The organism is Nodosilinea sp. E11 (assembly GCF_032813545.1).
GTDB lineage: Bacteria > Cyanobacteriota > Cyanobacteriia > Phormidesmidales > Phormidesmidaceae > Nodosilinea.
Window position 1 is genome coordinate 482,186 of record NZ_CP136520.1, and the last position, 21,121, is coordinate 503,306.

The window sequence follows — 21,121 nt, forward strand, 5'->3', positions numbered from 1 at the left end:
ATTCAATACATAGTAGCGCCGCCCCATGACTCGATTGCACCGTAGCGACTTTGAAGCAAAAATAGGGCATAGAGGGGCAAACGCTAAGTCGAAGGGAAACACTACCATGACCAAATTACCCATGGAGCCAGCCGAAGCCCTAGCCAGTATCGCCATGGTGGCGATCGCCGCCGATGGCTACCTGGCCCACCAGGAAGGGCAAGACATGACTATGTTGCTGTCGCGCATGGCGCTGTTTAGCAGCTACTCCGCCGATGCCCTCCAGCGTCTGTTTAATTTGGTGCTCAACCGCCTCAAGCAAGAGGGGCCAGGGGTGCTAGTCAACGAGGCCAAGGCCGCCCTGCCCCAAGATTTGCGAGAGACAGCCTTTGCGATCGCCACCGATCTGGTGCTCTCCGATCGCACCGTCACCCCCCAAGAGCAGGCCTTTTTAGAAGACCTCTACCGCATTCTAGATATTCCCAGTGCCCTGGCCCAGCAGATAGTGCAGGTCATGACGATCAAAAATCGCGGTTAGATGGCACCCTAAGTTGCCGCCTCAGCCCGCTCAAACCCCAGCTGAATCAGCCTGTCTACTAACGCCTCAAAGGAAACCCCGCTGGCCTCCCACATCATGGGGTACATGCTGGTGGCGGTGAAGCCGGGGAACGTATTGATCTCGTTGATCAGCACCTCCCCGGTGGCCTCCACGTAGAAAAAATCTACCCGAGAGATGCCGGTGGCATCTACCGCCTGAAAGGCCGTTACCGCCATCGACTGAATGCGCTGGGCGATCGCCTCGGGCACCTGGGCCGGGATGGTGTGCTGAGACTGGCCGCTGGTGTATTTGGTCTCGTAGTCGTAGAAGCTGCTCTGAAAGGTAATTTCGCCCACCAGAGAGGCTTGGGGATTGTGGTTGCCCAGCACGGCGCACTCAACTTCGCGGGCCACCACCCCAGTTTCGACAATGATGCGGCGATCGTAGCTGGCGGCGCTGTCGAGGGCCGCTTCGAGTTCTTTGCGGCTGGTAGCCTTAGCAATGCCCACCGACGAACCCAGGTTGGCAGGTTTGACAAAGCAGGGGTAGCCCAGCTCGGTTTCGATGCGATCGCACAATTTTGGAAATACGCAGGGGTTTGACCACACCTCAGCCCGATCTACGGCCAGGTACTTGACCTGGGGCAGACCGGCCTGGGCAAAGGCCGTTTTCATGGCAATTTTGTCCATGCCGACTGCCGAGCCCAGCACCCCAGAGCCAACAAAGGGCTGCTGCATTAGGGTAAACAGGCCCTGCACCGTACCATCTTCACCGTTGGGGCCGTGGAGTACCGGAAACCAAATGTCGATCGCATCGACCTGGTCAAACTGGGGCAGGCGCAGGCGAGGCGTTGCGGCTGGGGTCGTGGCCTGGGGGGGCACTCCGGCGGCCAACACCGCTGCCGCCTCAGCCCCGGCCTGCCAAACACCATCTTTGCGAATGTAGACGGGCAGCACAGTGTACTTGTCGGCGTTGGTGCCGCTGGCCAGGGCGCGGGCGATCGCCATCGCCGAACAAATCGACACCTCATGCTCCCCCGAACAGCCGCCAAACACTAACCCTACCGTTACGGTTGCCATAGCTTGCCTACCTTCGCGCCAATTGCGGATAAGGTATCACAGAAGCGATCGCCTGCCCCATGGCCCAAGCCATCCCGGCGCAAAAAAAAGCCTTGAGATCCCTCCAGGTATCTCAAGGCTTAACAATCAGGGTGCATCTACCTTTCCTTAATACGTTGAGGAAGCTAACCATCCGGACAGTTATTTATTTTTTGGGTCGCTAGGTTTGCTCCGGGAAGAATTAAATGGTCCAGGGCTGCGGTCGATCGGTCATCACAGTGCATAATGCCATTGATACAAGGTGTGGCAGAGTGAGCGGTGAAATACTTTTTTCTTTCTGACGGTTGGGTGACAGGCCGAGTGTGGGAGTTTGGTGGTCTGTGGAATGAGATCGGCTGGCAGCGCAAGCCCCACATGCGTCGCCTAAATCTGTCGATTCAAGAACAGGGCGAAACCCTTTGGCTCTATCAGGTCGAAGAGACCGTGCTAATGGTCGAGGTTAAACCCGAAAATGAAATCGGTAGCCCCATTGGGCAGGTGGTGCTCAAACGGCTGATCACGGCCGAGCAGGTGATTGATCGCCTCTGCGCCGCCAACAGCGACATGGCCAACGAAAATTTGCACGAAAAGGCCTAGGGCTGGTCTCCATAGCTAGGTGAGGATTGCTAACGTCTTTGCTAACCTGAGGCCCCAATCCTCCTAGACTAGATATAGCAACTAGATACCGACAAGCGATCGCCCTAGGCATGACAAGCTGGGGCGATCGCTTGTCGGTCGGTTGCATACCCTCCGTTTGCACCAAACTATTTGCATCACCCATTTCACCTCATTTATCTCTCACCGTAGTTAAGGACATAGGGCGTTGGCGGTATTAGCAATTGTGCTGCTGCTGGTGGCAGCTTACCTCTTAGGTTCCATTCCCACTGGTTATTTGGTAGCCAAGTGGCTCAAAGGCATCGACATTCGCCAGCACGGGTCGGGAGGCACCGGGGCCACCAACGTGCTGAGAACGGTCGGCAAAGGGGCGGCGATCGCCGTGCTGGCGATCGATCTGCTCAAGGGGCTACTGGCGGTGCTGTTAGTGGCCGCCGTGTGGCCGACGTTCGCCGCCCTACTCCCCGAGGCGGCAGCATGGCAACCCTGGCTCACCATGCTGGCTGGCCTCATGGCCCTGGTGGGCCACAGCAAATCGGTCTGGATTAACTTTACCGGCGGTAAGTCGGCTGCCTCGGGGCTGGGAGTCTTAATCGGCCTGGCCTGGCCGGTAGCCCTAGGGGCAGCGGCAGCCTTTGCAATTACCCTAGCCCTTAGCCGCATGGTGTCTTTGGGGTCGATCGCGGCCGCGATCGCCACCGTAGTGCTGATGGTAGTCACCGGCCAGCCGCTGCCCTACGCCGTGTTGGGCACCCTGGGCGCGGTCTATGTAATTCTGCGCCACCGCAGCAACATCGATCGCATGCTGGCCGGCACCGAACCCCGCCTTGGGCAGCAGCCCTCTAACCTCAGCTAGGGGCTAAGCCACAAAAAAACCTCCAGGGCTAAGCTCTGGAGGTTTAAGAGAAGTCAGGAATTCCGAAGGTGTCGAAAAACTCTCAGAGCCGAGTCAGGCCTAGAGCGCCAAGCCGGGGGGTAAAATCACCTGGTCAATGGCGTGGATGATGCCGTTGCTAGCTTGAATGTCGGCTTCAGTCACCATGGCCTGGTTGACCATCACATCGCCCGTAGCGTCGTCAACTTGCAGGGCAATAGTTTCACCCGAAGCACTGGGTACATCCCCAGTGGTCACCGCAGAGGCAGGCACTTCCCCATCGACTACGTGGTAGGTCAAGACTTGGCGCAGCACGTCTTGGTTCTCAGGCAGCAGCAGCTGGTCTAGGGTACCGTCGGGTAGCGCGTCAAAGGCGGCGTTGGTGGGCGCAAACAGAGTAATCGGGCCACTGGTGGCCAGGGCTTCGGTCAGCCCGGCAGCCTCAACAGCCTCGACTAGGGTGCTAAAGTCGCTTTCGCTGGCAGCCACGTCAAGAACACTGTTGCCGTCACCAGCGGTCTCGTAGCCAGCAGCAGGCGCTTCGGTCGTGGCTGAATCCTGAGCAGGCGTAGTACCGGCGGTGGTGTCGGTGGTGTCGGTACCGCAGGCTGCTAGCAGAGCCGCAGCACCAACGCTGGCAAACCCAACAGCCCAACGCTTAGCCATGGACGAACGCTTATTAATCATCGGGAATAGTCCTTACACTCGAAACTGCATGCACCAGGGTGCAAAGTACAAAACTAAGTCGGGAGTCACCCCGCAAGAGCACTTAACGTACCTTAACGATCGCGCCTAAAGCGTCCCTCCCCCCAAAGTTAGAACCCGCTTGTTCCCGCAGGGGGCAACAATCTACCCTAGGGTGGAGGGAGGGGTGTCGCACAGTTTCTGACAACCAGCCTCACAGGTCTGAAGCGGTGCTGTCTAACTCTGGCCCCGCTTCGGCGGCTATCCGCTGCTGGCGCTGGGTTTGCAGAGCTAGCAAGATCTGCTGGTGGCGATCGCGGCTAATCGGGTAACGGTAGCAAAACCACAGCCCTACTACTAGCAGCAGTGCGGGCAGCGGACCAATCAATAGACGGATGGCGTTGAGCGCAGCGGCAGGCTGACTGTCGGCGTTGGCGACATAGCCAGTCCAGCCCAGCACCTGCCCCGAGATAAACAGAGCGATCGCCAGCCCCAGCTTTTGCAAGAACACCAGGGCGCTAAAGTACAGCCCCTCCCGCCGCAGGCCGGTGTTGAGTTCGTCTAGGTCAACCACGTCGGGCAGCATGGCAAAGGGCACCATATACAACGTGGCCACCCCAATCCCGGCAATCACGCCGAGACTATACATCCAGACCACCTGCCCCGGCTGCACCGTGGCCAACCCGCCCAGGGCCAAAGCCGCCAGGGGAGCCCCCATCAGAAACACGGTACGCTTACCGGTGCGCTTGGCCACCCAGTCCCAGCCCCAGAGCATGGCGATCGCAGTACCCTGCACAGCCAGCGCCATCTGGGCAAAGTGGGTGGCGGGCAACCCCATCCAGGCCCCGACAAAGTAGGGCAGCATGGCGGCGGTCACCTGCACACTCATCCAGCCGCAGAGATAGAGGCCCAAAACCTGGCGAAAGGCCGAGTTGCTAAACACGCTGCGCAGCTGGGGCAGCAGGGCTGGGCTCTGGGTGTCGGTAGCCAGCCGAGGCCGTCCAGCCTGCACCTGCCAGTAGCGGCGGTAGGTGCCCGCCACGCACAGGCCAATAATCACCACCGCCAAACTCGCCGACAGCGCCCCCAAAATAATGTACTGGCGGGCCGGGTCGGCCACTCGGGCAAATACCGCCTGGGCCATCAGCAGCGCCACAATGCTGCCGCCAATGCTAAAGGCCGACTTCATGCCGATCAGATCGGTGCGCTCGTCGTAGTCGTCGGCCAGTTCTGCCGCCAGGGCCGTATAAGGCAACTGCACGGTAGTAAAGGCGGCAAAGGCAAAGAGCGACAGCACAATATAGTAGGCAAAAATGCCCCACTGACTGGCAAAGGGCGGCACCGTCCACAGCAGCACCGACGAGATCGCCAGCGGAATCACCCCCCCCAGCATCCAGGGGTAGCGGCGGCCCCACGGCGACACGGTGCGATCGCTCAGCCAGCCAATTAACGGATCATTAATCGCATCCCAAAAGCGGCCAAACAGCAGCACTGCCCCCGCCAGAGCCGGGCTTAACCCCGCCACCGTAGTAAAAAAATACAGCACAAAAAACGCAGACAGGCTGGCCGGCACCGCCGCCGCCAGCTCACCTACGCCGTAGAACACTTTTACCGAAAACGGCAGCGGCGGTAGCTTAGACAACGGGGTAACTCCAGGAGAGACTAAGAGCATTAGGGCCTCATCATCCCACAGGTTTCATCCAGATGTAGGGCTTTAGAATCGTTGGCCAGTCGCCGCGATAAGATAGCGGCGATACCAAGTGGAGAGGCTCACCTTGGCCAGGGCAATAGGACTCAAATTGCTGATCATTGGGTTAGTGCTAGCTACCGGGGTCGCCTGCGATCGCCAGAGTTTAACGGGTGACCCGCCCCCCTCTGCTCCCCTTAATGCTCCCGGCCCGCCACCGCCCCCAGACGGAGCGTTTCTAGCGCAAATGGCCCCCGACCAAACCAGCCAGCTCACTAGCCTGGGGGTAGATGTGGTGGTGCCCGGCGAGGTGCCGCCCGCCTTTGCGATCGTAGAAATGCGGATTGACCAGGGCGACCCTGGCCCCGCCTACCTAGTGGTCTACCAAAATGATCTTAACCAGTGCTTTGCCGTCGAATTTGCCGCCGATGGCATTGGTGACCCGCTACCCACCGAAAACCGCCTTCCCCTTCAGCCGCCGCTGTTTGGCGATCAGGGCTACGGCCTCAACTACGGCCCCTTTGCCGAAGCCGATATGCAGAGCCAGTTCCCTGAACCCAACCTCTTCACCGACTGGATGCTAGGCCCCTCCGGTGCCTACCGCTTGATTGGGGCCACCTACATTGGCGACCTGTTTGAGTCTCTGGGCAACTGCGAAGACGTCAGCCCCGAGGTGGCCGTGGCCCTGGCCGAATCGTTTACGGTGCTGAGTGCTGACCCGATGGGGGCCGACTAGGAGACAGCGCCAGTCCCCTGCGCTGATCCCGGTATCGTGAGAGAATAAATCTTTATAAATTGCACTCTCAGCTTAGGACGTTTGGCATGGCCGAAATTCAGTTTGCCCGTGGCATTGCAGAACCCGTAATTCCCGATGTTCGCCTCACCCGCGCTAAGGATGGTTCAGACGGTACGGCCACCTTTTATTTCGACTATCCCCAGGCGCTCTCGCAGCAGGAAGGGGTGGAGATCACCGGCATGTATCTCGTTGACGAAGAAGGGGAACTGGTGACCCGAGACGTCAACGGCAAGTTCATCAATGGCGAACCCGCAGGCATTGAAGCGATCTACGTGATGAAAAGCGAAGCCGATTGGGATCGCTTTATGCGGTTTATGAACCGCTACGCTGAACAAAACGGTCTGGGTTTCACCAAGAGCTAGTTGCCCTGACTATGGCCCATCCCCAGCCTTTATCGCGACCGGTGGGTTGTGCGGTCGTCACAGTGAGCGACACCCGTACAGTCGAGAGCGATCGCAGCGGGCAGATCTTGCAAACCCTGCTCACCACGGCGGGGCATTTGGTCCACGACTACCGCATCGTGCCCGACGAGCCCGATCGCATTGCTGCACTCTGCCAAACCCTGGCCCAGCGGGCCGACATAGACTGCATCTTGCTCACAGGCGGTACCGGCATTGCCTCCCGCGACACCACCTACGATGCCGTCGCGGCCCTGCTAGAAAAAACCCTGCCGGGGTTTGGCGAACTGTTTCGTCAGCTCAGCTTTGCCGAAATTGGTTCTCGCGCCATGGCCTCCCGCGCGGTGGCGGGGGTTTATCAGGCCAAACTGCTGTTTTCTTTGCCTGGTTCTAGCAAAGCCGTCACCCTGGCCATGGAGGCGCTGATTTTGCCAGAGCTTCCCCATCTGGTGAGTGTGCTGCAAACCTAAGGGGGCGGTCAATCCAAAGAGCAAGATTTTGGTGTAGAGGGTCAGACTCCGAGCCTTTACACCCCCTGTCCCTTTTTTACCCAACGCTATGACCTCTGCCTCGGCTCCCTCATCCCAGTGGGCGCGCCTGCTCAAAAATCAGGGTACCTGGGTGGGGTCGTTTACCCAGCTTTCTCCCACTGGCGAGGTGCAGCAAGATATCCCGTCGGAGGTGGCTCTGCTGCCCCTCAACGGAGGCAACACCCTGCGCCAAACTATTCGCAAATATCCCCCCGACCAGCCCCTAAGCGAAACCGTCCTGGAGTATAGCTCCCTGGGGCGAGGGGTCTTGTTTTGTGAAACCGGGGCCTTTTCCCAGGGCTCGATTCAGCGCAGCCCGGTGAGCGAGTTTGGAGCCGAGCTGGGCCTCATCCACGGAACCGAGCGGCTGCGGCTAGCTCAGATTTTTCCTAAACAGCCTACCCTGGGCAGCCTGACGCTAATTCGTGAACAGTGTCAGGGCAGCGCCCCGACTATGCGCCCCGATCTATCGGTAAATCAGCTGTTGGGGACTTGGGTGGGCCAGGCAGAAACCGTGTTTCCCGACTGGCAACCTCCGCAGACCATGGCGACTCGCCTAGAGATTCAGCCAGCCGGGGGCAATGGCATCATCCAACAGCTCACTTTTGGTGACAGCCCACCGCTGCAAACCCAGGGGCAGGCGGTGGGGGCTACCCTGCGCTTTGACCAGGGCCGCCAGCCTGTCACGGTGCTGCTATTGCCGGGCGGGGCCTCAGCCACCTTTCCCTCCTCTCTTCAGTCGGGTCAGCCGTTTTTTCTAGAAGTGGGCTGGCTGATTAGTTCCACCCTGCGGCAGCGACTAATCCGCACCTACAATGCCCAAGGTACCTGGGAAAGCCTCACCCTAGTCATTGAGCAGAAACTCCCGTAATCTGAAGTCCGATTACTTATAGCTGTGGCCAGCCTGGTTAAGACATCTCCCTTAAGAACGTTTGAACGTTCAAACGTTTTTTGGGCTTCTGGATGTCCTAACCCAGGTGATCATGGCTATAACTTACAGAAAACGGCCTGCCTGTCGTTCCCGCAGAGACGAAAATCCATCCTGGAGTCACGTATCCACCATGGATGCCCACTTCCGTGGGAATGATAGCTTGCTGTGACATCCTGATCCTGACACCGGCCCCGCTAAACCTCCGCCCACTGCCGCAGCAAATTAGCCCGAGTCTTTGCCAGCAGGTCAAACTCGCGGGTTTTACCACAGCGCTCAAACAGCGTTTGGCAGACGGTATCTAGATCAAACAAGATTTCCCGCTCGGCGGGGTCGCGCACTAGACTCTGCACCCAGCTCACGGCGGCTAGGCGCACGCCTCTGGTCACGGTCTCGACCCGGTGCAGGGTGGAGGACGGATACACCACCATAGCTCCAGCATCGAGCTTAAACGCCTGCTCCCCCTGGGGGCTATCGATCACCAGTTCGCCACCGTCGTAGGTGGCTGGGTCACTGAGAAAGAGGGTCAACGATACGTCCGATCGCATCGGTTGGCCCTGAGCAACCATCAGAGCATTGTCGGTATGGGTTCCATAGGCCATCCCCGGGTCGTAGCGGCTGATCAACATTGGGTGAATGAGCCGGGGCCGCACGGCAATTTGAAATAGGGGATGGCGTTGGAGGGCAGCCAAAATCAGCGCTCGAATCGGCTCTAGTTCTGGGGCCTCTCTGGGCAGTTGGCGGTTGTGCTTGACCGCTTGGGCATGCCAGCCTGCGGTGGTTTTACCGTCTACGAAGGCCGCCTTGGCTAGGCTAGCGGCGATAGTTTGCAGATCATCAGCAGAGAGAACGTCGCCAATGCAGAGAATCATAGGGGGTTAACAAACAAGCGTGGGGGAAGGGGACTGGGTTTTGGGGACTGGGTTTCAGAAACCAGTGGGTTAGGGCGTGCCCACAGGGCTATAGATATCAGGAATGATTAGCATAAGCCATACCAGACGGCACTGACCAGCGGTGAGTCAACCCTCACCAAACCAGGCTTTGTATAATTTGCTCCCGCTTAAGCTTGACAATGGATCGCAAATACGAGTGAATGCTTCTTGATAGTGTTTTGCAATAAAGACCTATGGGTACTCGATTAAAACAACCCACCGGCACCGCTTGTGTGACTGGCAATAACAGCGCCTCACCCTGGGACGCAAGGGGTTAGCGATGGGCGATCGCCGGTTGGGCCTGGTGGAACAGGCAAACCTTTACCTGAAAAACTATGCTCACGCCACCATTGGCCAGGCGGCGTTGCATACCTTGAAAATCGAGCCAATGCTGCGGGACTTGAGCGAATGGTGACGCTGGAAAAACCTTCCAAACCTTCTATACAGACTGTTCGAGCGGCGCAGGGGCCATACCGGCTAACTCTGGCCCTGGGGCTGCTGCTGCTGGGGTTGGCCCTGGTGGTAGGGCTGTCCCTGACTCAGGGTTCGGTGGCCATGACGGGGCCAGAGCTGTGGGCGGCACTGCTGCGCCAGGGCAATGCTACTCACCAAGTGATTTTGTGGGATCTGCGGCTGCCTCGGCTAGTGGCGGCACTGCTGGTGGGGGCGGCCCTGGGCGTTTCGGGGGCATTGCTTCAGGGCATGCTGCGCAATGGGTTGGCCAGTCCGTTTTTGCTGGGGATATCGTCGGGGGCGGGGCTGGTGGTGGTGCTGGTGGTCACCCTGGGTCTGTGGCAGGTGTGGGTGCCCCTGGGGGCCTGGCTAGGGGCGATCGCCACCACGGCCCTGGTCTACCTGCTGGCCTACCGCCGAGGCAGGCTGTCAGTGGAGCGGTTAATTTTGGGCGGGGTCGCCTTTAGCTCATTCTTTGGGGCCATTCAGTCACTGATGCTGCTGATGGCGCAGGATAGCCGCATTCAGGCGGCGCTGAACTGGCTGATCGGCAGCTTTAACGGCCGGGGCTGGGCAGAGGTGCGACTGGTGGGGCCGGGGCTGGTGGTGGCTCTGGTAGCCGGCTGTCTGCTGGCCCGCCAGGTGAACCTGTTGAACCTGGGGGATGACCTGGCGGTGGGCTTGGGTACGTCGCTGGTGCGATCGCGCCTGTTAATCGGGGCTGCCGCTACCTTTCTGGCCGCCGGGGCCGCCAGCATTGCCGGGCTGGTGGGCTTTGTAGGACTGATTGTGCCCCACGGCGTGCGGCTGCTGGTGGGCACCGACTACCGGCTGGTGCTGCCGTTTTCGGCGCTCGGGGGTGCCCTGGTGCTGGCGGCGGCAGACCTGGCGGCGCGCTCTGGCCCGGTAGAACTGCCGGTGGGGGTGGTGACGGCCTTTCTGGGGGCACCCGTATTTATTTGGCTGCTATCTCGCCGCAATAACCTGGCAGGAGGACGCTGAGATGCCTTTAGAATCCCGTAATTTGTCTGGTGGCTACGACCAGCGCCCTATAGTCCACAGCGTTAATTTGGCGGTGGAGCCGGGGGAATGGCTATGCCTGGTGGGGGCCAACGGCTCGGGCAAGTCTACCCTGCTGCGGCTGCTCAGCCGAGTGCTTAAACCCCAGGGGGGTAGCGTTATTCTGGCAGGTCGAGACCTGCACAGTCTGTCGCCCACGGCGGTGGCCCAGCGGCTAGCCCTGCTGCCCCAGCAGCAAACTCTACCCGAGGGGTTGACCGTACAGCAGTTGGTCAGCCTGGGGCGATCGCCCCACCAGCCCTGGTGGCAGTGGGATCTCGATGCCAAAGGCCAGCACCAGGTGGCCCAGGCGCTGGCCTGGACAGAGATCGAGCAGTATCGCGATCGCCCCGTGGCCGAGCTTTCTGGCGGCGAACGCCAGCGGGCCTTTCTCGCCCTGGCCCTGGCCCAAAACCCCCAGGTGCTGCTGCTAGATGAGCCGACTACGTTTTTAGATATTCACTACCAGCTTCAGCTGCTGGAACTGCTGAAGCGGTTGAACCGAGAGCGATCGCTCTCAATCATCACCGTGCTGCACGACATTAATTTGGCGGCGCGGTACTGCGATCGCATGGCAATGCTGCGCCAGGGTTTTCTCTGGGCGATCGGCCCGCCCCCTGAAGTGCTGACGCCTGAGAACCTGCGACAGGTGTTTCAGGTAGAGGTGGAGATTTTGGCGACCCCCTTCGGCCAGCAGGTGTTTCCTGTCGCCGCTAGCGATCGGAGTGCAGAACCCGGTTTTTGCAGCGATCGCCCGCCGTCTTTAGCTCAGCCCTAGGCCAAACACCTGGTTTCTCCCCCAAACCCATCCCCGCCTCGGAGGGGTGCCCGGAGGGCGGGGTGGGTTGCGGAATCTGGACGAACCCACCCCTGCCCCTCCCAGGAGGGGATATAAACCCACCCCTGCCCCTCCCAGGAGGGGATATAACCCACCCCTACCCCTCCTGGGAGGGGATGCAACCCACCCCTGCCCCTCCGAGGAGGGGATGCAGATGTCGCTTTAGAAGCCCGGTTTCTGGCCCCTGAGTTTCCCTTTCAAGCCCTAGCTTTTGTTTTTCCGTGAGGAGTGTAGAGATGTTTAAGCAATTTTTATTGAGAATTTTTCTTGTTTGTAGTACGCCACTGTTACTAGTGCTGCTCTGGGATGTAGCCCATGCAGCGTCTGTCGAACCTAAGGGAGCCCAGGAGTCGGGCGAACTCTCTCACTTAGCTAATGACGACTCTTCCTATCAGTCTCTGGCCCAACCCCTAGCCGAACATGCACCGGTTGCTGCCGCTGAGCCTAGCCCAGCCCCCCTCGCGGCCCAGCCCGCGCTCCCCCCGCTGCTCTCAGAAGTCGAAACCTCGGAGGTCACCAGCGCTGCCCTACTACCTGCCCCTGACACCCGATACCCGATACCCGACACCCTGCCCCAAACACCCGACACCCTCGCCCAAACCGCCAACGATCTACCCGAGGTCGAGTTCACCCCCGGCGGCACCCTGCGCATTACTGTCACCGGCACCCGTACCCCTCGCGCTGTGGACGCGCTGCCCGCGACTGTCACCGTGTTTGAACTGGAAGACTTTGAGTTCTACCAAATTCAGGGCCTCGACGACCTGCTGCGCTACGAGCCGGGGGTGTCGGCGGCGGGGGCGCTCCAGCGCTACGGCACCCAAGACGTGACCATTCGCGGCATTGGGGGCAACCGCATTCTGTTTCAGCTCGACGGCATTCGCCTGCCTGACCAGTTTTCTTTCGGCAATGCGCCGCCGCGCGGCTTTCGGGTAGGACGGGGTGACTATGTCGATTTTGCCACCCTACAAGCCGTAGAAGTGCTGCGCGGTCCGGCCTCCACCCTCTACGGCAGCGATGCCCTCGGCGGGGTGATCAGCTTTCGCTCGCTGCAACCCAGCGATCTGCTGGGGCCAGACGACAGCGTGGCCGGGGATGTGTTTAGCACCTACAGCAGCGCCGTGGGCGGCCTAGAGTCGGCAGCGCGCATCGCCTTTAGAAATGAGGACGTAGAAAGCGTGTTTGTGCTGAGCCGCCGCGACGGGCGCGAACTGAGCAACTTTGCCCCCTCCCGGTTCACCGATAGCATCGACATTGGTGATACCAACTTCTACGGCAACGTGGTCTATTTCCCCGATGAGGTCAGCTCCCTCAGCCTGATTTTCGAAGACGTGAACCGTCGCACCGCCTACGGGCTGGCCCCCGGCAATGTCGACCCCCTGGCCCTGAGTTCTAGCGGCGAAAACCGGATCGATCGCACCCGCCTCAGTCTGTCCTACGAGTTTGACGACCTTGACAGCGAGTCATTCTTACAATTTGCTCGGGGACAACTCTACTACCAGGTGGCCAACACGACCGAAGTGGTGCAGGAGCTACGGCCCACAGGCACCGGGCCGGGGTTTGCCGGTTCGCCGGTACGGCGCAACAGCAACAACCAGTTCATCACCAACACCTACGGCGGCGAGGTGCAGTTGCGCAGTGACTTTGCCACGGGCAATGTCGATCACCGCCTTACCTACGGGGTCGATGTGTCACAGACCTTTAACTCTAGGCCGCGCGATCGCATCCAGACCAACCTAGTGACGGGAGCCGTCACCAACGTCTTTGGCACCGGGGCCGACCAAATTTTTCCAATTAAAGACTTTGCCGATGCCAACACCCTGCGCCTGGGCTTTTACGTGCAGGATGAGATGGCGATCGGGCCGCTGAATGTGATCGCTGGGCTGCGCTTTGACCACTACGACCTGCAAACCATTGACGACGGCATCTTTCGTGGCCAAACCGTAGACCTGACCGCCTCGGCCCTGTCGCCGCGAGTGGCGGTGCTGTACGAAGCTACCCCCGAAATTTCCTTCTACGGTCAGTATGCACGGGGCTTTCGGGCACCGCTCTACAGCGAGATTACCGGCAGCTTTACCAACCTGGCCGGGGCCTTCTTTAAGTATGAAACCCTCTCCAACCCCAATCTCCAGCCCGAGTCGAGCAACAGCTTTGAAGTGGGGGTGCGGGGCAACTTCCCTCAGTGGAATGCTCGCTTGACCGGCTTTTACAACACCTACAACAACTTCATCGCCGCCGAACAGCAGGTGGGCACCCGCTGCCTAATTGCCGCCGCCTTCTGCCCGCCCACCCAGCGAGTCAGCCAGTTTCAGGCGATCAACATTGGCAGCGCTCGCATCTACGGCGTCGAGTTTGGTGGCGAATATCGCTTTAGCCCTGACCCCAGCGGCTTTAGCCTGCTGGCCAGCCTCGCCTTTGCCCAGGGCGATGACCTCACCACAAATCGGCCTCTGACCACGGTGGACCCCTTCAGCGCTGTAGCGGGGCTGCGCTACCAGGCCCCCGAAGACCGCTGGCGGGCCGAGCTGATCGGCACCTTTGTCGGTCGTGCCCGAGTGCCCGATGGTAACACTAACTTTGTGCCCGATGCCTACGCCCTGGTAGATGCGATCGCCGCCTACAATGTCACCCCGGCCCTGGGCCTCAATCTCGGCCTCTACAACCTGCTGAATACCGAGTACTACCAGTATTCTGAAGTGCGCGATCGCCCCAACAACGAAGCGATCTCTCAATTTAGCCAGGCAGGCACCAATGTGCGCCTGGGGTTAAATTACCGGTTTTAAAAATTATTTTGCCTAGGAGAACTAGGGTGCATTGCGGCGCAGGATTGGCCGCCAAAGCCTCGTCCATAGCCGCAAATGCCCCCTACCCATCTACCCCCTACCCATCCACCCATGAAACATCCCTTTCTCCTCCCCCTCATCCTCTTCCCCCTCGCTGCCTGTAGCGGTCAAAACGCTCCCTCAGCGGCGGTTGCACCCGAGACCACTGACAATCGGATTGTCGCCCTTACCTCTCTCAGTGCCGATCTGATACAGACCCTGGATGACGATGCCCTGGTGGGCATTCCTGGCAACACCCTGCTGCGGGATGATGCCCGGTTTGAGGGCCTGCCTACCGTCAGCGAGGGGCGCACCGAACCTGACCTGGAGCAGATTGTGGCCCTAGAGCCCACCCTGGTGATCGGTGCCGCAGGGTTTCACGATCGCACCCTGCAACGACTCGACGAACTGGGCATTGCCACCCTCACCACCGAAGTAAATAGCTGGGACGATCTGCGATCGCTGACCGAATCCCTATCCGCCCTGGTGGAAGCTGACCCCCAACCCCTGCGCGATCGCTACGATGCCTGCTTGGCCATGGCCCCAGACACCAGCCCCACCACCTTAGTGTTGGTCAGCCGTCAGCCCCTGCTCACGCCCAACAACAGCAGCTGGGCCGGCGATTTTTTAGCCCAGTTCAACGTGACTAACGTCGCCGCCGACCTCCAGGGCGACAGCCCCTTCCAGGGCTACATCACGCTACCCGAAGAAAAGGTGCTAGATGCCAATCCAGAGGTTTTACTTGTGGTCGATGCGGGCGAAAACCTGCTCGATCAGCTCAAGGGTGAACCCTTCTGGAGCCAGCTCAAGGCCACCCAGCAAGACCAGGTGTACAGCTTTGACTACTTTGGCCTGGTCAACCCCGGCAGCCTGGCCAGCATTGAGCAGACCTGCACCCAGCTCGGCGCACTATTTTAGAGTGGTACCTCTGTCACAAGCGATGATGGGTCGCCTATGGCGCTAGGCCTGCTGCCATAACGGCACAAACCGCTAGAGCCCACCGAGGAGACGGCCAGTGGGACGATTACTAAGTTTGATAATGATTATCATTTCTAAGCGATTTAGTATTTTATCTTGCTGGGGTAGTGATTTGTAAAACCTCTATGTCTTTAATGGTTGGTGCATTGTTGATTGATCAGGCTGAGCGTAATCAAATTGATGAGGCCGCCTTTGTAGAGAGCATTCGTCAGTCTCTGCCCTACGCCTGGGGCATTGTTGAGCAACTAGCGCACACCGTCGATAGCCAAGGGGCAGACTGGGCCGATCATGCCGTGGCTCCACCCAGTGAACAGGCACGGGGGCAACTGCTGCGGATGGTTGGCGGAGACGCCATTCGGGGAGCCGTAGAGCGTCACTTCCAGCTCAAACTCGCATTCCAAAATTGCCATCGGCTAGCGGTCTTTCGCCCGGAGGCCCTTGAGTCTGAGATCTACCGCGACTTTGTCTCTGTTCGTAGCCAAATTTTGAACCAAACCCCCGAGATGCGAGACTGCTAGATCGATTCCCAACAGGAACCCCCTAGGGGGTTCCTGTTGGGAATCGGGGTTCTGTAGTTCAGATTAGGTAGAGCTTCTAGACGGTACCCTCAGGGGATCGTCTAGCTGGTCGAGCGAGAGCACCTGCTTGGCATTAGACGGTCACCGACTTAGCCCCCACGGGTTCCGCCAGGGCAGCGGCGCGAAAAGAGTCAACGGAGACTAAACGGCTGGCAGCAGCATCCCAAAGAATGAACCTTGCACAGTTGGGCATATCCACCAGACGGAGCGTTTTAACCTGCGTCAGGAGGTGACTATTTTTGTGGTAGCAGGCCTTGATGTAATAGTTAGGAATTCTCTCTGAGAGATGGTGAATGTTGTGATAGCCAATATCTGCGGTAAACCAGTTTAGAACAGGTGGCAGTTGAAGATACGTGCTGCCTTCAACGGCCCCCAAAACATAGTCCCAGGTTTCAGTTTTATGGGCATAGGCATCTTCAAAAATATGCTGAACAAAAAAGATCCAAATGAAAATAGTGGCAGAGAGCGTTAGGACAATGGAATATAGGCCCAAAAAGAGCCCAAACCCTAGCCAATATCCCAACATCAGGCAACCCCCAATGACGCAGACATTGTTCAGCAGCAAATCCCAAAATTCTGCGGCTGACAGCCAGTGTCGCGATCGATGCTTGGCGACAATGTCTGACCAGCTAAGGTCAGGGTTTTGCCGCCAGGTCGTCCAGGCATAGCTCACAAATTCATAGATGCCAGCCACCAGGGTGAGTCTCGGCTTAATGGCCAGATAGAAAAACCCTCCAGGAATAGCCATGAGGGGCTGCCGTAGCCTTTCATAGAGCTTTTGGTCTGATGGGCTGAGCTTAGAAAACTCATCAGTAGAGAGAAAATCGGCAACGCCCCGATATCGCTCCCAGTCTCCATTCGTTTTGTGATGATAGGCGTGATCCCTAGACCAACCGTACTGGGGAATAGCGTTGATTAGGCCCAGCATAAAACCAACAATTCGGTTGGCTCGTTTTGACCGAAAGAGCGAGTAGTGGCCGCAGTCGTGCATCAGCGAAAAGCTGCGGAGGGCAAAAAGCACAATTAAACCCACAATCGGCGGCAGCAACCACAGAGAAATGGAGGCTGCTTTGATGGCTAATACCCACAGAACCAGATAAGGAACTAGGGTATTGAGAATTTGCCAGGTTGCCAGCCAGTCATTGCTCTCCATGTAGGGCTTGAGGATAAAATCAGATTTTTTGATTTGGGTTTTCATTAGGTAAAATTCTGCTATGGATGGCATTTTTGTTGGGCATCTAAATACCTGTCCCTAAGTAAATCTCCAGGAACCCCGGTCAGCGAGCCGCTAGAGGGTATCTGCGATCGCCGATGAGAGATTGCAGCAGTATCTTGCTGCGTGAGGTACAGTTCGATGCTTAGAAATTAGTGGTTTTGCGGCGAGCCACGTACCCGACTAACTTCAAAAATGCTGTAGATCGCCTTGAAAGCGCTTAGCTTTGACGTGCTATGCCTCTGCAATGGAGAACTCCTCCCGTTTTGGGGCCTGTTTTTGAAAAAGACAAGCATGGCTGTAGGAAGGTGTGATTGGCAAGTTTGTGGGGTTAGGCGATAGGGCATAGTCATCCGATTCTAACAGCAAGATCGAGTTGGTTTCTGGGTGCTGGCGATCTGCAGCCTTGCAAGGATAGGGTGACCGAAACGACCCAGCCGGGTACCGGGTCGGCCCCACGGGTAAACGGGGGGTAAACAGCTCCGGCAAGAGCCAATTGCGGTGGCGGCTATCCCTCTCCCCCGCATTGCTCTGATTCCAAGACAAGTGGTAGGCTCCGGGTCTCAAAGTGCCAGTAAAGCACTTGCACCGAGTGGATCTTGAACCATGATGAATCGAAGACTGAGCCTGTCAAGGCTATCCTTAGGAGCCGTCTTGCTGGGTCAGATGTTAGTCGGGTGCGGCTCTGGCTCTCAGGAATCCGCTGAGGTTTCAAACACTGCCGGGCGATCGCAGACCGGCTCAGCCGAGCAAATTGTGCTGACCATTGGCGGCGAAAGCGACGAGGGCTATGACCCGACCTTGGGCTGGGGCCGCTACGGGTCGCCCCTATTTCAGAGCACGCTGCTGAGACGCGACGAAAACCTCGACATTGTCAATGACCTGGCGACCGACTACACCGTCAGCGAGGATCGGTTGACCTGGACAGTGACAATTCGCGATGACGTGGTGTTTTCTGATGGCGAACCGCTGACTGCCGCCGATGTCGCCTATACCTTTAACAAAGCCGCCGAAAGCGGCGGTCTGACCGATGTGACCATGCTAGAGGAGGCCGTTGCCACCGACGACACCACCGTTGAACTCCGGCTCAGGCAGCCCCAGAGCACCTTTGTGAATCGGCTGATTACCCTGGGCATTGTGCCCGAGCACGCCCACGGCCCCGACTACGCCCGCAACCCCATTGGGTCTGGCCCCTACCAACTAGTGCAGTGGAGTGAGGGGCAGCAGCTGATTGTTGAAGCCAACCCCAACTACTACGGCGATGCCCCAGGCATTCAGCGGCTGGTGTTTTTGTTTGTGGAAGAAGATGGGGCCTTTGCGGCAGCGCGCTCGGGGCAGTCTCAGGTGGCAAGTGTGCCGCAGTCGCTAGCAGTGCAAAGCATTGAGGGCATGACCCTATACAACGTGACCAGCGTCGATAACCGGGGGCTGATGTTTCCCTACGAACCGGCCACAGGCCGCACGACCCCCAACGGCGACCCGATTGGTAACGACGTCACCGCCGATCTGGCGATTCGGCAGGCGATAAACTTTGCCATTGACCGCCAGGCGCTGGTAGACGGCGTGCTAGAAGGCTACGGCTCGCCCGCCTACGGACCGGTGAGCGGGCTGGCCTGGGACGAACCCAAGGCCGCCATTAAGGATGGTGACCCAGACCGGGCCAAGGAGATTTTAGCGGCAGCGGGCTGGGCCGATAGCAATGGCGACGGTGTGCTAGAGAAAGAGGGGCTCAGAGCTGAGTTCACCATTCTCTACCCGGCCAACGACAGCACCCGGCAGGCCCTGGCCCTGTCTGCGGCAGAAATGATCAAGCCCATCGGCATTCAAGCCAATGTGGAGGGCAAGGGCTGGAGTGAAATTACCCCGGCGATGCACAGCAATGTGGTGTTGTTTGGCTGGGGCAGCCACGACCAGACCGAAATCTACAACCTCTACCACAGCCAATCTGCCCAGGGAGATTTTAACAACGCGGGGTACTACGCCAACTCGGTCATTGACAGCACCCTAGATTTGGCCATGGGCGCACCGACGGAGGCAGAGGCGATCGCATTTTGGCAAGCCGCTCAGTGGGATGGCAACCAGGGCTTTACAGCTCAGGGCGATGCCGCCTGGGCCTGGCTGGTCAACCTCGACCACACCTACTTCGTCAGCGATTGTCTAGATATTGGCCAACCCCAGGTTGAACCCCACGGCCACGGCTGGCCGATTACCGCCAACATTGCCGAGTGGAGATGGACATGCAATTAAGAGCCATTTTGCTCTTCGCTCTGCAAAAGTTACTGCGGCTGGGGCTGCTGCTGCTGGCGGTGGCGGTGTTTACCTTTGTGCTGCTCAGCCTGTCGCCCATCGACCCCCTGCAAGCCTACATTGGGGCCGACATGATGCAAATTAGCCCCGAGCAGCGCGAGCTGATCGCTGAGCGCTGGGGGCTAGACCAGCCGATGATCGTGCGGTTTTGGGACTGGCTGGGGCAGCTGATGCAGGGCAACTGGGGCACCTCGCTGGTGTTTAATCAGCCGGTGGCCACCGTGATTGCTACCCGGTTTCAGGCGTCGTTGCAGATGCTGGCGATCGCCTGGTTGCTCTCGGGCCTGTTAGGGCTAGGCATGGGTATTTTAGCCGGGGCGCTAGCGGGGAGTTGGTGCGATCGCGCCATTCGCCTCTATGCCTACACCCTGGCCTCGGCCCCCACCTTTTGGGTAGCGCTGCTGCTGCTGATTACCTTCTCGGTATCGCTCAGGCTGACCCCGATCTGCTGCGCCGCCCCCCCCGGTGTGCTGGCCGCAGACATTACCCTCGGGCAGCACTTGCACCATCTACTGCTGCCCGCCATTACCCTCAGCATCATCGGCATTGCCAACATTGCTCTGCACACCCGACAAAAGCTGATTGACATCTTAAATAGTGACTACGTGCTGTTTGCCCGCGCCCAGGGCGAGAGCCTGGGGGGCATCATTCGCCACCACGGCCTCCGCAACATTATTCTGCCGGCGCTGACCCTGCAATTTGCCTCTTTGAGCGAACTGTTTGGCGGCTCGGTACTGGTGGAACAGGTGTTTGCCTACCCAGGGCTGGGGGCAGCAACGGTACAGGCGGCCCTGCGTAGCGATGTGCCGTTGCTGGTGGGCATTGTGTTCTTTAGTGCCCTGTTTGTCTACACCGGCAACACCCTGGCCGATCTGGCCTACCCCCTCGTCGATCCCCGTATTCGGCTAGGAGGTTGGCAATCATGACTACTACAGCTCCGGTTTCAACCCCGGTTCTACGCTCCCAAGGCAGTCGGCGACAACGGACCCTCTGGGGCATTGCCCTCTGTGCCCTGGTGCTGCTGGCCATCATCGTCAGCCCCTGGGTAATCGGCGACAGTGGCCTCAGCCCGGTGCTGATTCAGCGCAACCAGCCGCCGTCTTTTGCTCATCCCTTCGGTACCGACTGGCTGGGTCGAGATATGCTCAGCCGTTCGCTCCACGGCATGTCGCTGAGTTTGCAGGTGGGCCTGCTGGCGGCGGGCATCAGCGCCCTGATTGGCACCGGTCTGGGCTTGGCGGCGGGCACCCTCGGCGGCTGGATCGATGCCGTCATCACCTGGATTGTCGATGTTTTCTTCAGCTTGCCCCACCTGGTGCTGCTGATTTTGATCGCCTTTGCGGTGGGGGGCGGCACCCAGGGTGTGATTATCGCCGTGGCCCTGACCCACTGGACCAGCCTGGCGCGGGTGATTCGCGCCGAAGTATTGCAGGTGACCAGTTCTGACTATGTGCACCTGTCTCGCCGCTTTGGCCAGTCGTCGCTGTGGATTGCCCGCCACCACATGGTGCCCCACGTGATCCCACAGCTGCTGGTGGGGCTAATTTTGCTGTTCCCCCACGCGATTTTGCACGAGGCAGCGCTGTCGTTTATTGGCATTGGCCTGTCGCCCCACATTCCGGCGATCGGCATTATTTTGGCCGAGTCAATGCGCCACCTCTCGACCGGCTACTGGTGGCTGGGGGTAATGCCGGGGCTGCTGCTATTGCTCTCGGTCAAAGCCTTCGACTGGCTGGGGGAAAATGTGCGATCGCTGCTCGATCCGAAGACGAGTCAGGGGTAGCGAGAGAACCTGTGCTGCCGGATGCAACGCTCGTG

At 59.0% G+C, this 21,121-nt stretch carries 21 protein-coding genes; 16 read left to right on the plus strand and 5 right to left on the minus strand.

Annotation, left to right across the window (positions count from 1 at the left end):
* The first annotated feature begins 106 nt into the window (after positions 1-106).
* On the plus strand, positions 107-517 hold the full coding sequence (locus tag RRF56_RS04650; protein WP_317036461.1) for a tellurite resistance TerB family protein: 411 nt from the start codon (positions 107-109) through the stop codon (positions 515-517).
* A gap of 8 nt (positions 518-525) precedes the next feature.
* Here the strand turns inward: RRF56_RS04650 and RRF56_RS04655 are convergent, their stop codons facing one another.
* Entirely contained in the window at positions 526-1,596 is a 1,071-nt protein-coding gene (locus tag RRF56_RS04655) for a D-alanine--D-alanine ligase family protein (RefSeq protein WP_317036462.1), read from the minus strand.
* A gap of 297 nt (positions 1,597-1,893) precedes the next feature.
* Between RRF56_RS04655 and RRF56_RS04660 the strand changes: the two genes are divergently transcribed.
* Together RRF56_RS04660 and plsY are read left to right on the plus strand one after the other, a co-directional pair.
* A complete protein-coding gene (locus tag RRF56_RS04660; RefSeq protein WP_317036463.1) occupies positions 1,894-2,211 on the plus strand; it encodes a hypothetical protein in 318 nt (105 codons plus the stop codon).
* Between the two features lie 226 nt (positions 2,212-2,437).
* Complete coding sequence (gene plsY / locus RRF56_RS04665; protein WP_317036464.1) at positions 2,438-3,085, plus strand: glycerol-3-phosphate 1-O-acyltransferase PlsY; 648 nt, start codon at positions 2,438-2,440, stop codon at positions 3,083-3,085.
* A gap of 99 nt (positions 3,086-3,184) precedes the next feature.
* Here plsY and RRF56_RS04670 read toward each other — a convergent pair whose 3' ends face one another.
* Positions 3,185-3,769 carry a fasciclin domain-containing protein gene (locus RRF56_RS04670; RefSeq protein WP_317036465.1) on the minus strand — a complete coding sequence of 195 codons (585 nt, stop codon included), beginning with the start codon at positions 3,767-3,769 and terminating at the stop codon, positions 3,185-3,187.
* 232 nt (positions 3,770-4,001) lie between these two features.
* Positions 4,002-5,429: an MFS transporter gene (locus RRF56_RS04675; RefSeq protein ID WP_317036466.1), complete on the minus strand. Its 1,428-nt coding sequence runs from the start codon at positions 5,427-5,429 to the stop codon at positions 4,002-4,004.
* Positions 5,430-5,562: 133 nt separating this feature from the next.
* Between RRF56_RS04675 and RRF56_RS04680 the strand changes: the two genes are divergently transcribed.
* The 4 genes from RRF56_RS04680 to RRF56_RS04695 all read left to right on the plus strand — a co-directional run bounded on the left by RRF56_RS04680 (position 5,563) and on the right by RRF56_RS04695 (position 8,069).
* Positions 5,563-6,210, plus strand: coding sequence for a hypothetical protein (locus tag RRF56_RS04680; protein ID WP_317036467.1), 648 nt, complete (start codon positions 5,563-5,565; stop codon positions 6,208-6,210).
* Between the two features lie 86 nt (positions 6,211-6,296).
* Complete coding sequence (gene psb28 / locus RRF56_RS04685) at positions 6,297-6,632, plus strand: photosystem II reaction center protein Psb28 (protein WP_317036468.1); 336 nt, start codon at positions 6,297-6,299, stop codon at positions 6,630-6,632.
* 11 nt (positions 6,633-6,643) lie between these two features.
* Complete coding sequence (locus RRF56_RS04690) at positions 6,644-7,138, plus strand: MogA/MoaB family molybdenum cofactor biosynthesis protein (protein WP_317036469.1); 495 nt, start codon at positions 6,644-6,646, stop codon at positions 7,136-7,138.
* A gap of 88 nt (positions 7,139-7,226) precedes the next feature.
* The gene (locus tag RRF56_RS04695; RefSeq protein WP_317036470.1) at positions 7,227-8,069 is read left to right on the plus strand and encodes a DUF3598 family protein; all 843 of its coding nucleotides are present in this window, start codon (positions 7,227-7,229) and stop codon (positions 8,067-8,069) included.
* 254 nt (positions 8,070-8,323) lie between these two features.
* Here RRF56_RS04695 and RRF56_RS04700 read toward each other — a convergent pair whose 3' ends face one another.
* Positions 8,324-8,998, minus strand: coding sequence for a Fe2+-dependent dioxygenase (locus RRF56_RS04700; RefSeq protein WP_317036471.1), 675 nt, complete (start codon positions 8,996-8,998; stop codon positions 8,324-8,326).
* Positions 8,999-9,338: 340 nt separating this feature from the next.
* Here RRF56_RS04700 and RRF56_RS04705 point away from each other — a divergent pair, with 340 nt between their 5' ends.
* The 6 genes from RRF56_RS04705 (at position 9,339) to RRF56_RS04730 (ending at position 15,723) form a co-directional block, all read left to right on the plus strand.
* A complete protein-coding gene (locus tag RRF56_RS04705; RefSeq protein WP_317036472.1) occupies positions 9,339-9,473 on the plus strand; it encodes a hypothetical protein in 135 nt (44 codons plus the stop codon).
* A complete protein-coding gene (locus RRF56_RS04710; RefSeq protein ID WP_317036473.1) occupies positions 9,467-10,513 on the plus strand; it encodes an iron ABC transporter permease in 1,047 nt (348 codons plus the stop codon). Before RRF56_RS04705 ends, RRF56_RS04710 begins: the two co-directional genes overlap by 7 nt.
* A 1-nt stretch (position 10,514) precedes the next feature.
* On the plus strand, positions 10,515-11,348 hold the full coding sequence (locus RRF56_RS04715; protein WP_317036474.1) for an ABC transporter ATP-binding protein: 834 nt from the start codon (positions 10,515-10,517) through the stop codon (positions 11,346-11,348).
* 296 nt (positions 11,349-11,644) lie between these two features.
* Complete coding sequence (locus RRF56_RS04720) at positions 11,645-14,188, plus strand: TonB-dependent hemoglobin/transferrin/lactoferrin family receptor (protein ID WP_317036475.1); 2,544 nt, start codon at positions 11,645-11,647, stop codon at positions 14,186-14,188.
* 111 nt (positions 14,189-14,299) lie between these two features.
* A complete protein-coding gene (locus RRF56_RS04725) occupies positions 14,300-15,145 on the plus strand; it encodes an ABC transporter substrate-binding protein (protein WP_317036476.1) in 846 nt (281 codons plus the stop codon).
* A 185-nt stretch (positions 15,146-15,330) separates the two neighbouring features.
* Positions 15,331-15,723 carry an SCO5389 family protein gene (locus RRF56_RS04730; protein ID WP_317036477.1) on the plus strand — a complete coding sequence of 131 codons (393 nt, stop codon included), beginning with the start codon at positions 15,331-15,333 and terminating at the stop codon, positions 15,721-15,723.
* A 133-nt stretch (positions 15,724-15,856) separates the two neighbouring features.
* Here RRF56_RS04730 and RRF56_RS04735 read toward each other — a convergent pair whose 3' ends face one another.
* A complete protein-coding gene (locus RRF56_RS04735; RefSeq protein WP_317036478.1) occupies positions 15,857-16,981 on the minus strand; it encodes a fatty acid desaturase in 1,125 nt (374 codons plus the stop codon).
* Between the two features lie 621 nt (positions 16,982-17,602).
* Between RRF56_RS04735 and RRF56_RS04740 the strand changes: the two genes are divergently transcribed.
* From RRF56_RS04740 to RRF56_RS04750, 3 genes are read left to right on the plus strand one after another with little or no spacing between them, the layout of a single operon-like run.
* The gene (locus tag RRF56_RS04740) at positions 17,603-19,243 is read left to right on the plus strand and encodes an ABC transporter substrate-binding protein (RefSeq protein WP_317036479.1); all 1,641 of its coding nucleotides are present in this window, start codon (positions 17,603-17,605) and stop codon (positions 19,241-19,243) included.
* Positions 19,228-20,229, plus strand: coding sequence for an ABC transporter permease (locus tag RRF56_RS04745; RefSeq protein WP_410510535.1), 1,002 nt, complete (start codon positions 19,228-19,230; stop codon positions 20,227-20,229). The genes RRF56_RS04740 and RRF56_RS04745 overlap by 16 nt, the downstream gene beginning before the upstream one ends.
* Positions 20,226-21,086: an ABC transporter permease gene (locus RRF56_RS04750; RefSeq protein WP_317036481.1), complete on the plus strand. Its 861-nt coding sequence runs from the start codon at positions 20,226-20,228 to the stop codon at positions 21,084-21,086. The genes RRF56_RS04745 and RRF56_RS04750 overlap by 4 nt, the downstream gene beginning before the upstream one ends.
* Positions 21,087-21,121 lie beyond the last annotated feature (35 nt).

Bases quoted from the DNA above. Each gene is read 5' to 3' on its own strand.
- RRF56_RS04690 (WP_317036469.1), top strand. From the start codon at position 6,644: ATGGCCCATCCCCAGCCTTTATCGCGACCGGTGGGTTGTGCGGTCGTC.
- RRF56_RS04750 (WP_317036481.1), top strand. From the start codon at position 20,226: ATGACTACTACAGCTCCGGTTTCAACCCCGGTTCTACGCTCCCAAGGC.
- RRF56_RS04720 (WP_317036475.1), top strand. From the start codon at position 11,645: ATGTTTAAGCAATTTTTATTGAGAATTTTTCTTGTTTGTAGTACGCCA.
- RRF56_RS04745 (WP_410510535.1), top strand. From the start codon at position 19,228: ATGGACATGCAATTAAGAGCCATTTTGCTCTTCGCTCTGCAAAAGTTA.
- RRF56_RS04725 (WP_317036476.1), top strand. From the start codon at position 14,300: ATGAAACATCCCTTTCTCCTCCCCCTCATCCTCTTCCCCCTCGCTGCC.
- RRF56_RS04650 (WP_317036461.1), top strand. From the start codon at position 107: ATGACCAAATTACCCATGGAGCCAGCCGAAGCCCTAGCCAGTATCGCC.
- RRF56_RS04705 (WP_317036472.1), top strand. From the start codon at position 9,339: ATGGGCGATCGCCGGTTGGGCCTGGTGGAACAGGCAAACCTTTACCTG.
- psb28 (WP_317036468.1), top strand. From the start codon at position 6,297: ATGGCCGAAATTCAGTTTGCCCGTGGCATTGCAGAACCCGTAATTCCC.
- RRF56_RS04695 (WP_317036470.1), top strand. From the start codon at position 7,227: ATGACCTCTGCCTCGGCTCCCTCATCCCAGTGGGCGCGCCTGCTCAAA.
- RRF56_RS04655 (WP_317036462.1), bottom strand. From the start codon at position 1,596: ATGGCAACCGTAACGGTAGGGTTAGTGTTTGGCGGCTGTTCGGGGGAG.
- RRF56_RS04740 (WP_317036479.1), top strand. From the start codon at position 17,603: ATGATGAATCGAAGACTGAGCCTGTCAAGGCTATCCTTAGGAGCCGTC.
- RRF56_RS04715 (WP_317036474.1), top strand. From the start codon at position 10,515: ATGCCTTTAGAATCCCGTAATTTGTCTGGTGGCTACGACCAGCGCCCT.
- RRF56_RS04710 (WP_317036473.1), top strand. From the start codon at position 9,467: ATGGTGACGCTGGAAAAACCTTCCAAACCTTCTATACAGACTGTTCGA.
- RRF56_RS04670 (WP_317036465.1), bottom strand. From the start codon at position 3,769: ATGGCTAAGCGTTGGGCTGTTGGGTTTGCCAGCGTTGGTGCTGCGGCT.
- RRF56_RS04735 (WP_317036478.1), bottom strand. From the start codon at position 16,981: ATGAAAACCCAAATCAAAAAATCTGATTTTATCCTCAAGCCCTACATG.
- RRF56_RS04700 (WP_317036471.1), bottom strand. From the start codon at position 8,998: ATGATTCTCTGCATTGGCGACGTTCTCTCTGCTGATGATCTGCAAACT.
- RRF56_RS04730 (WP_317036477.1), top strand. From the start codon at position 15,331: ATGTCTTTAATGGTTGGTGCATTGTTGATTGATCAGGCTGAGCGTAAT.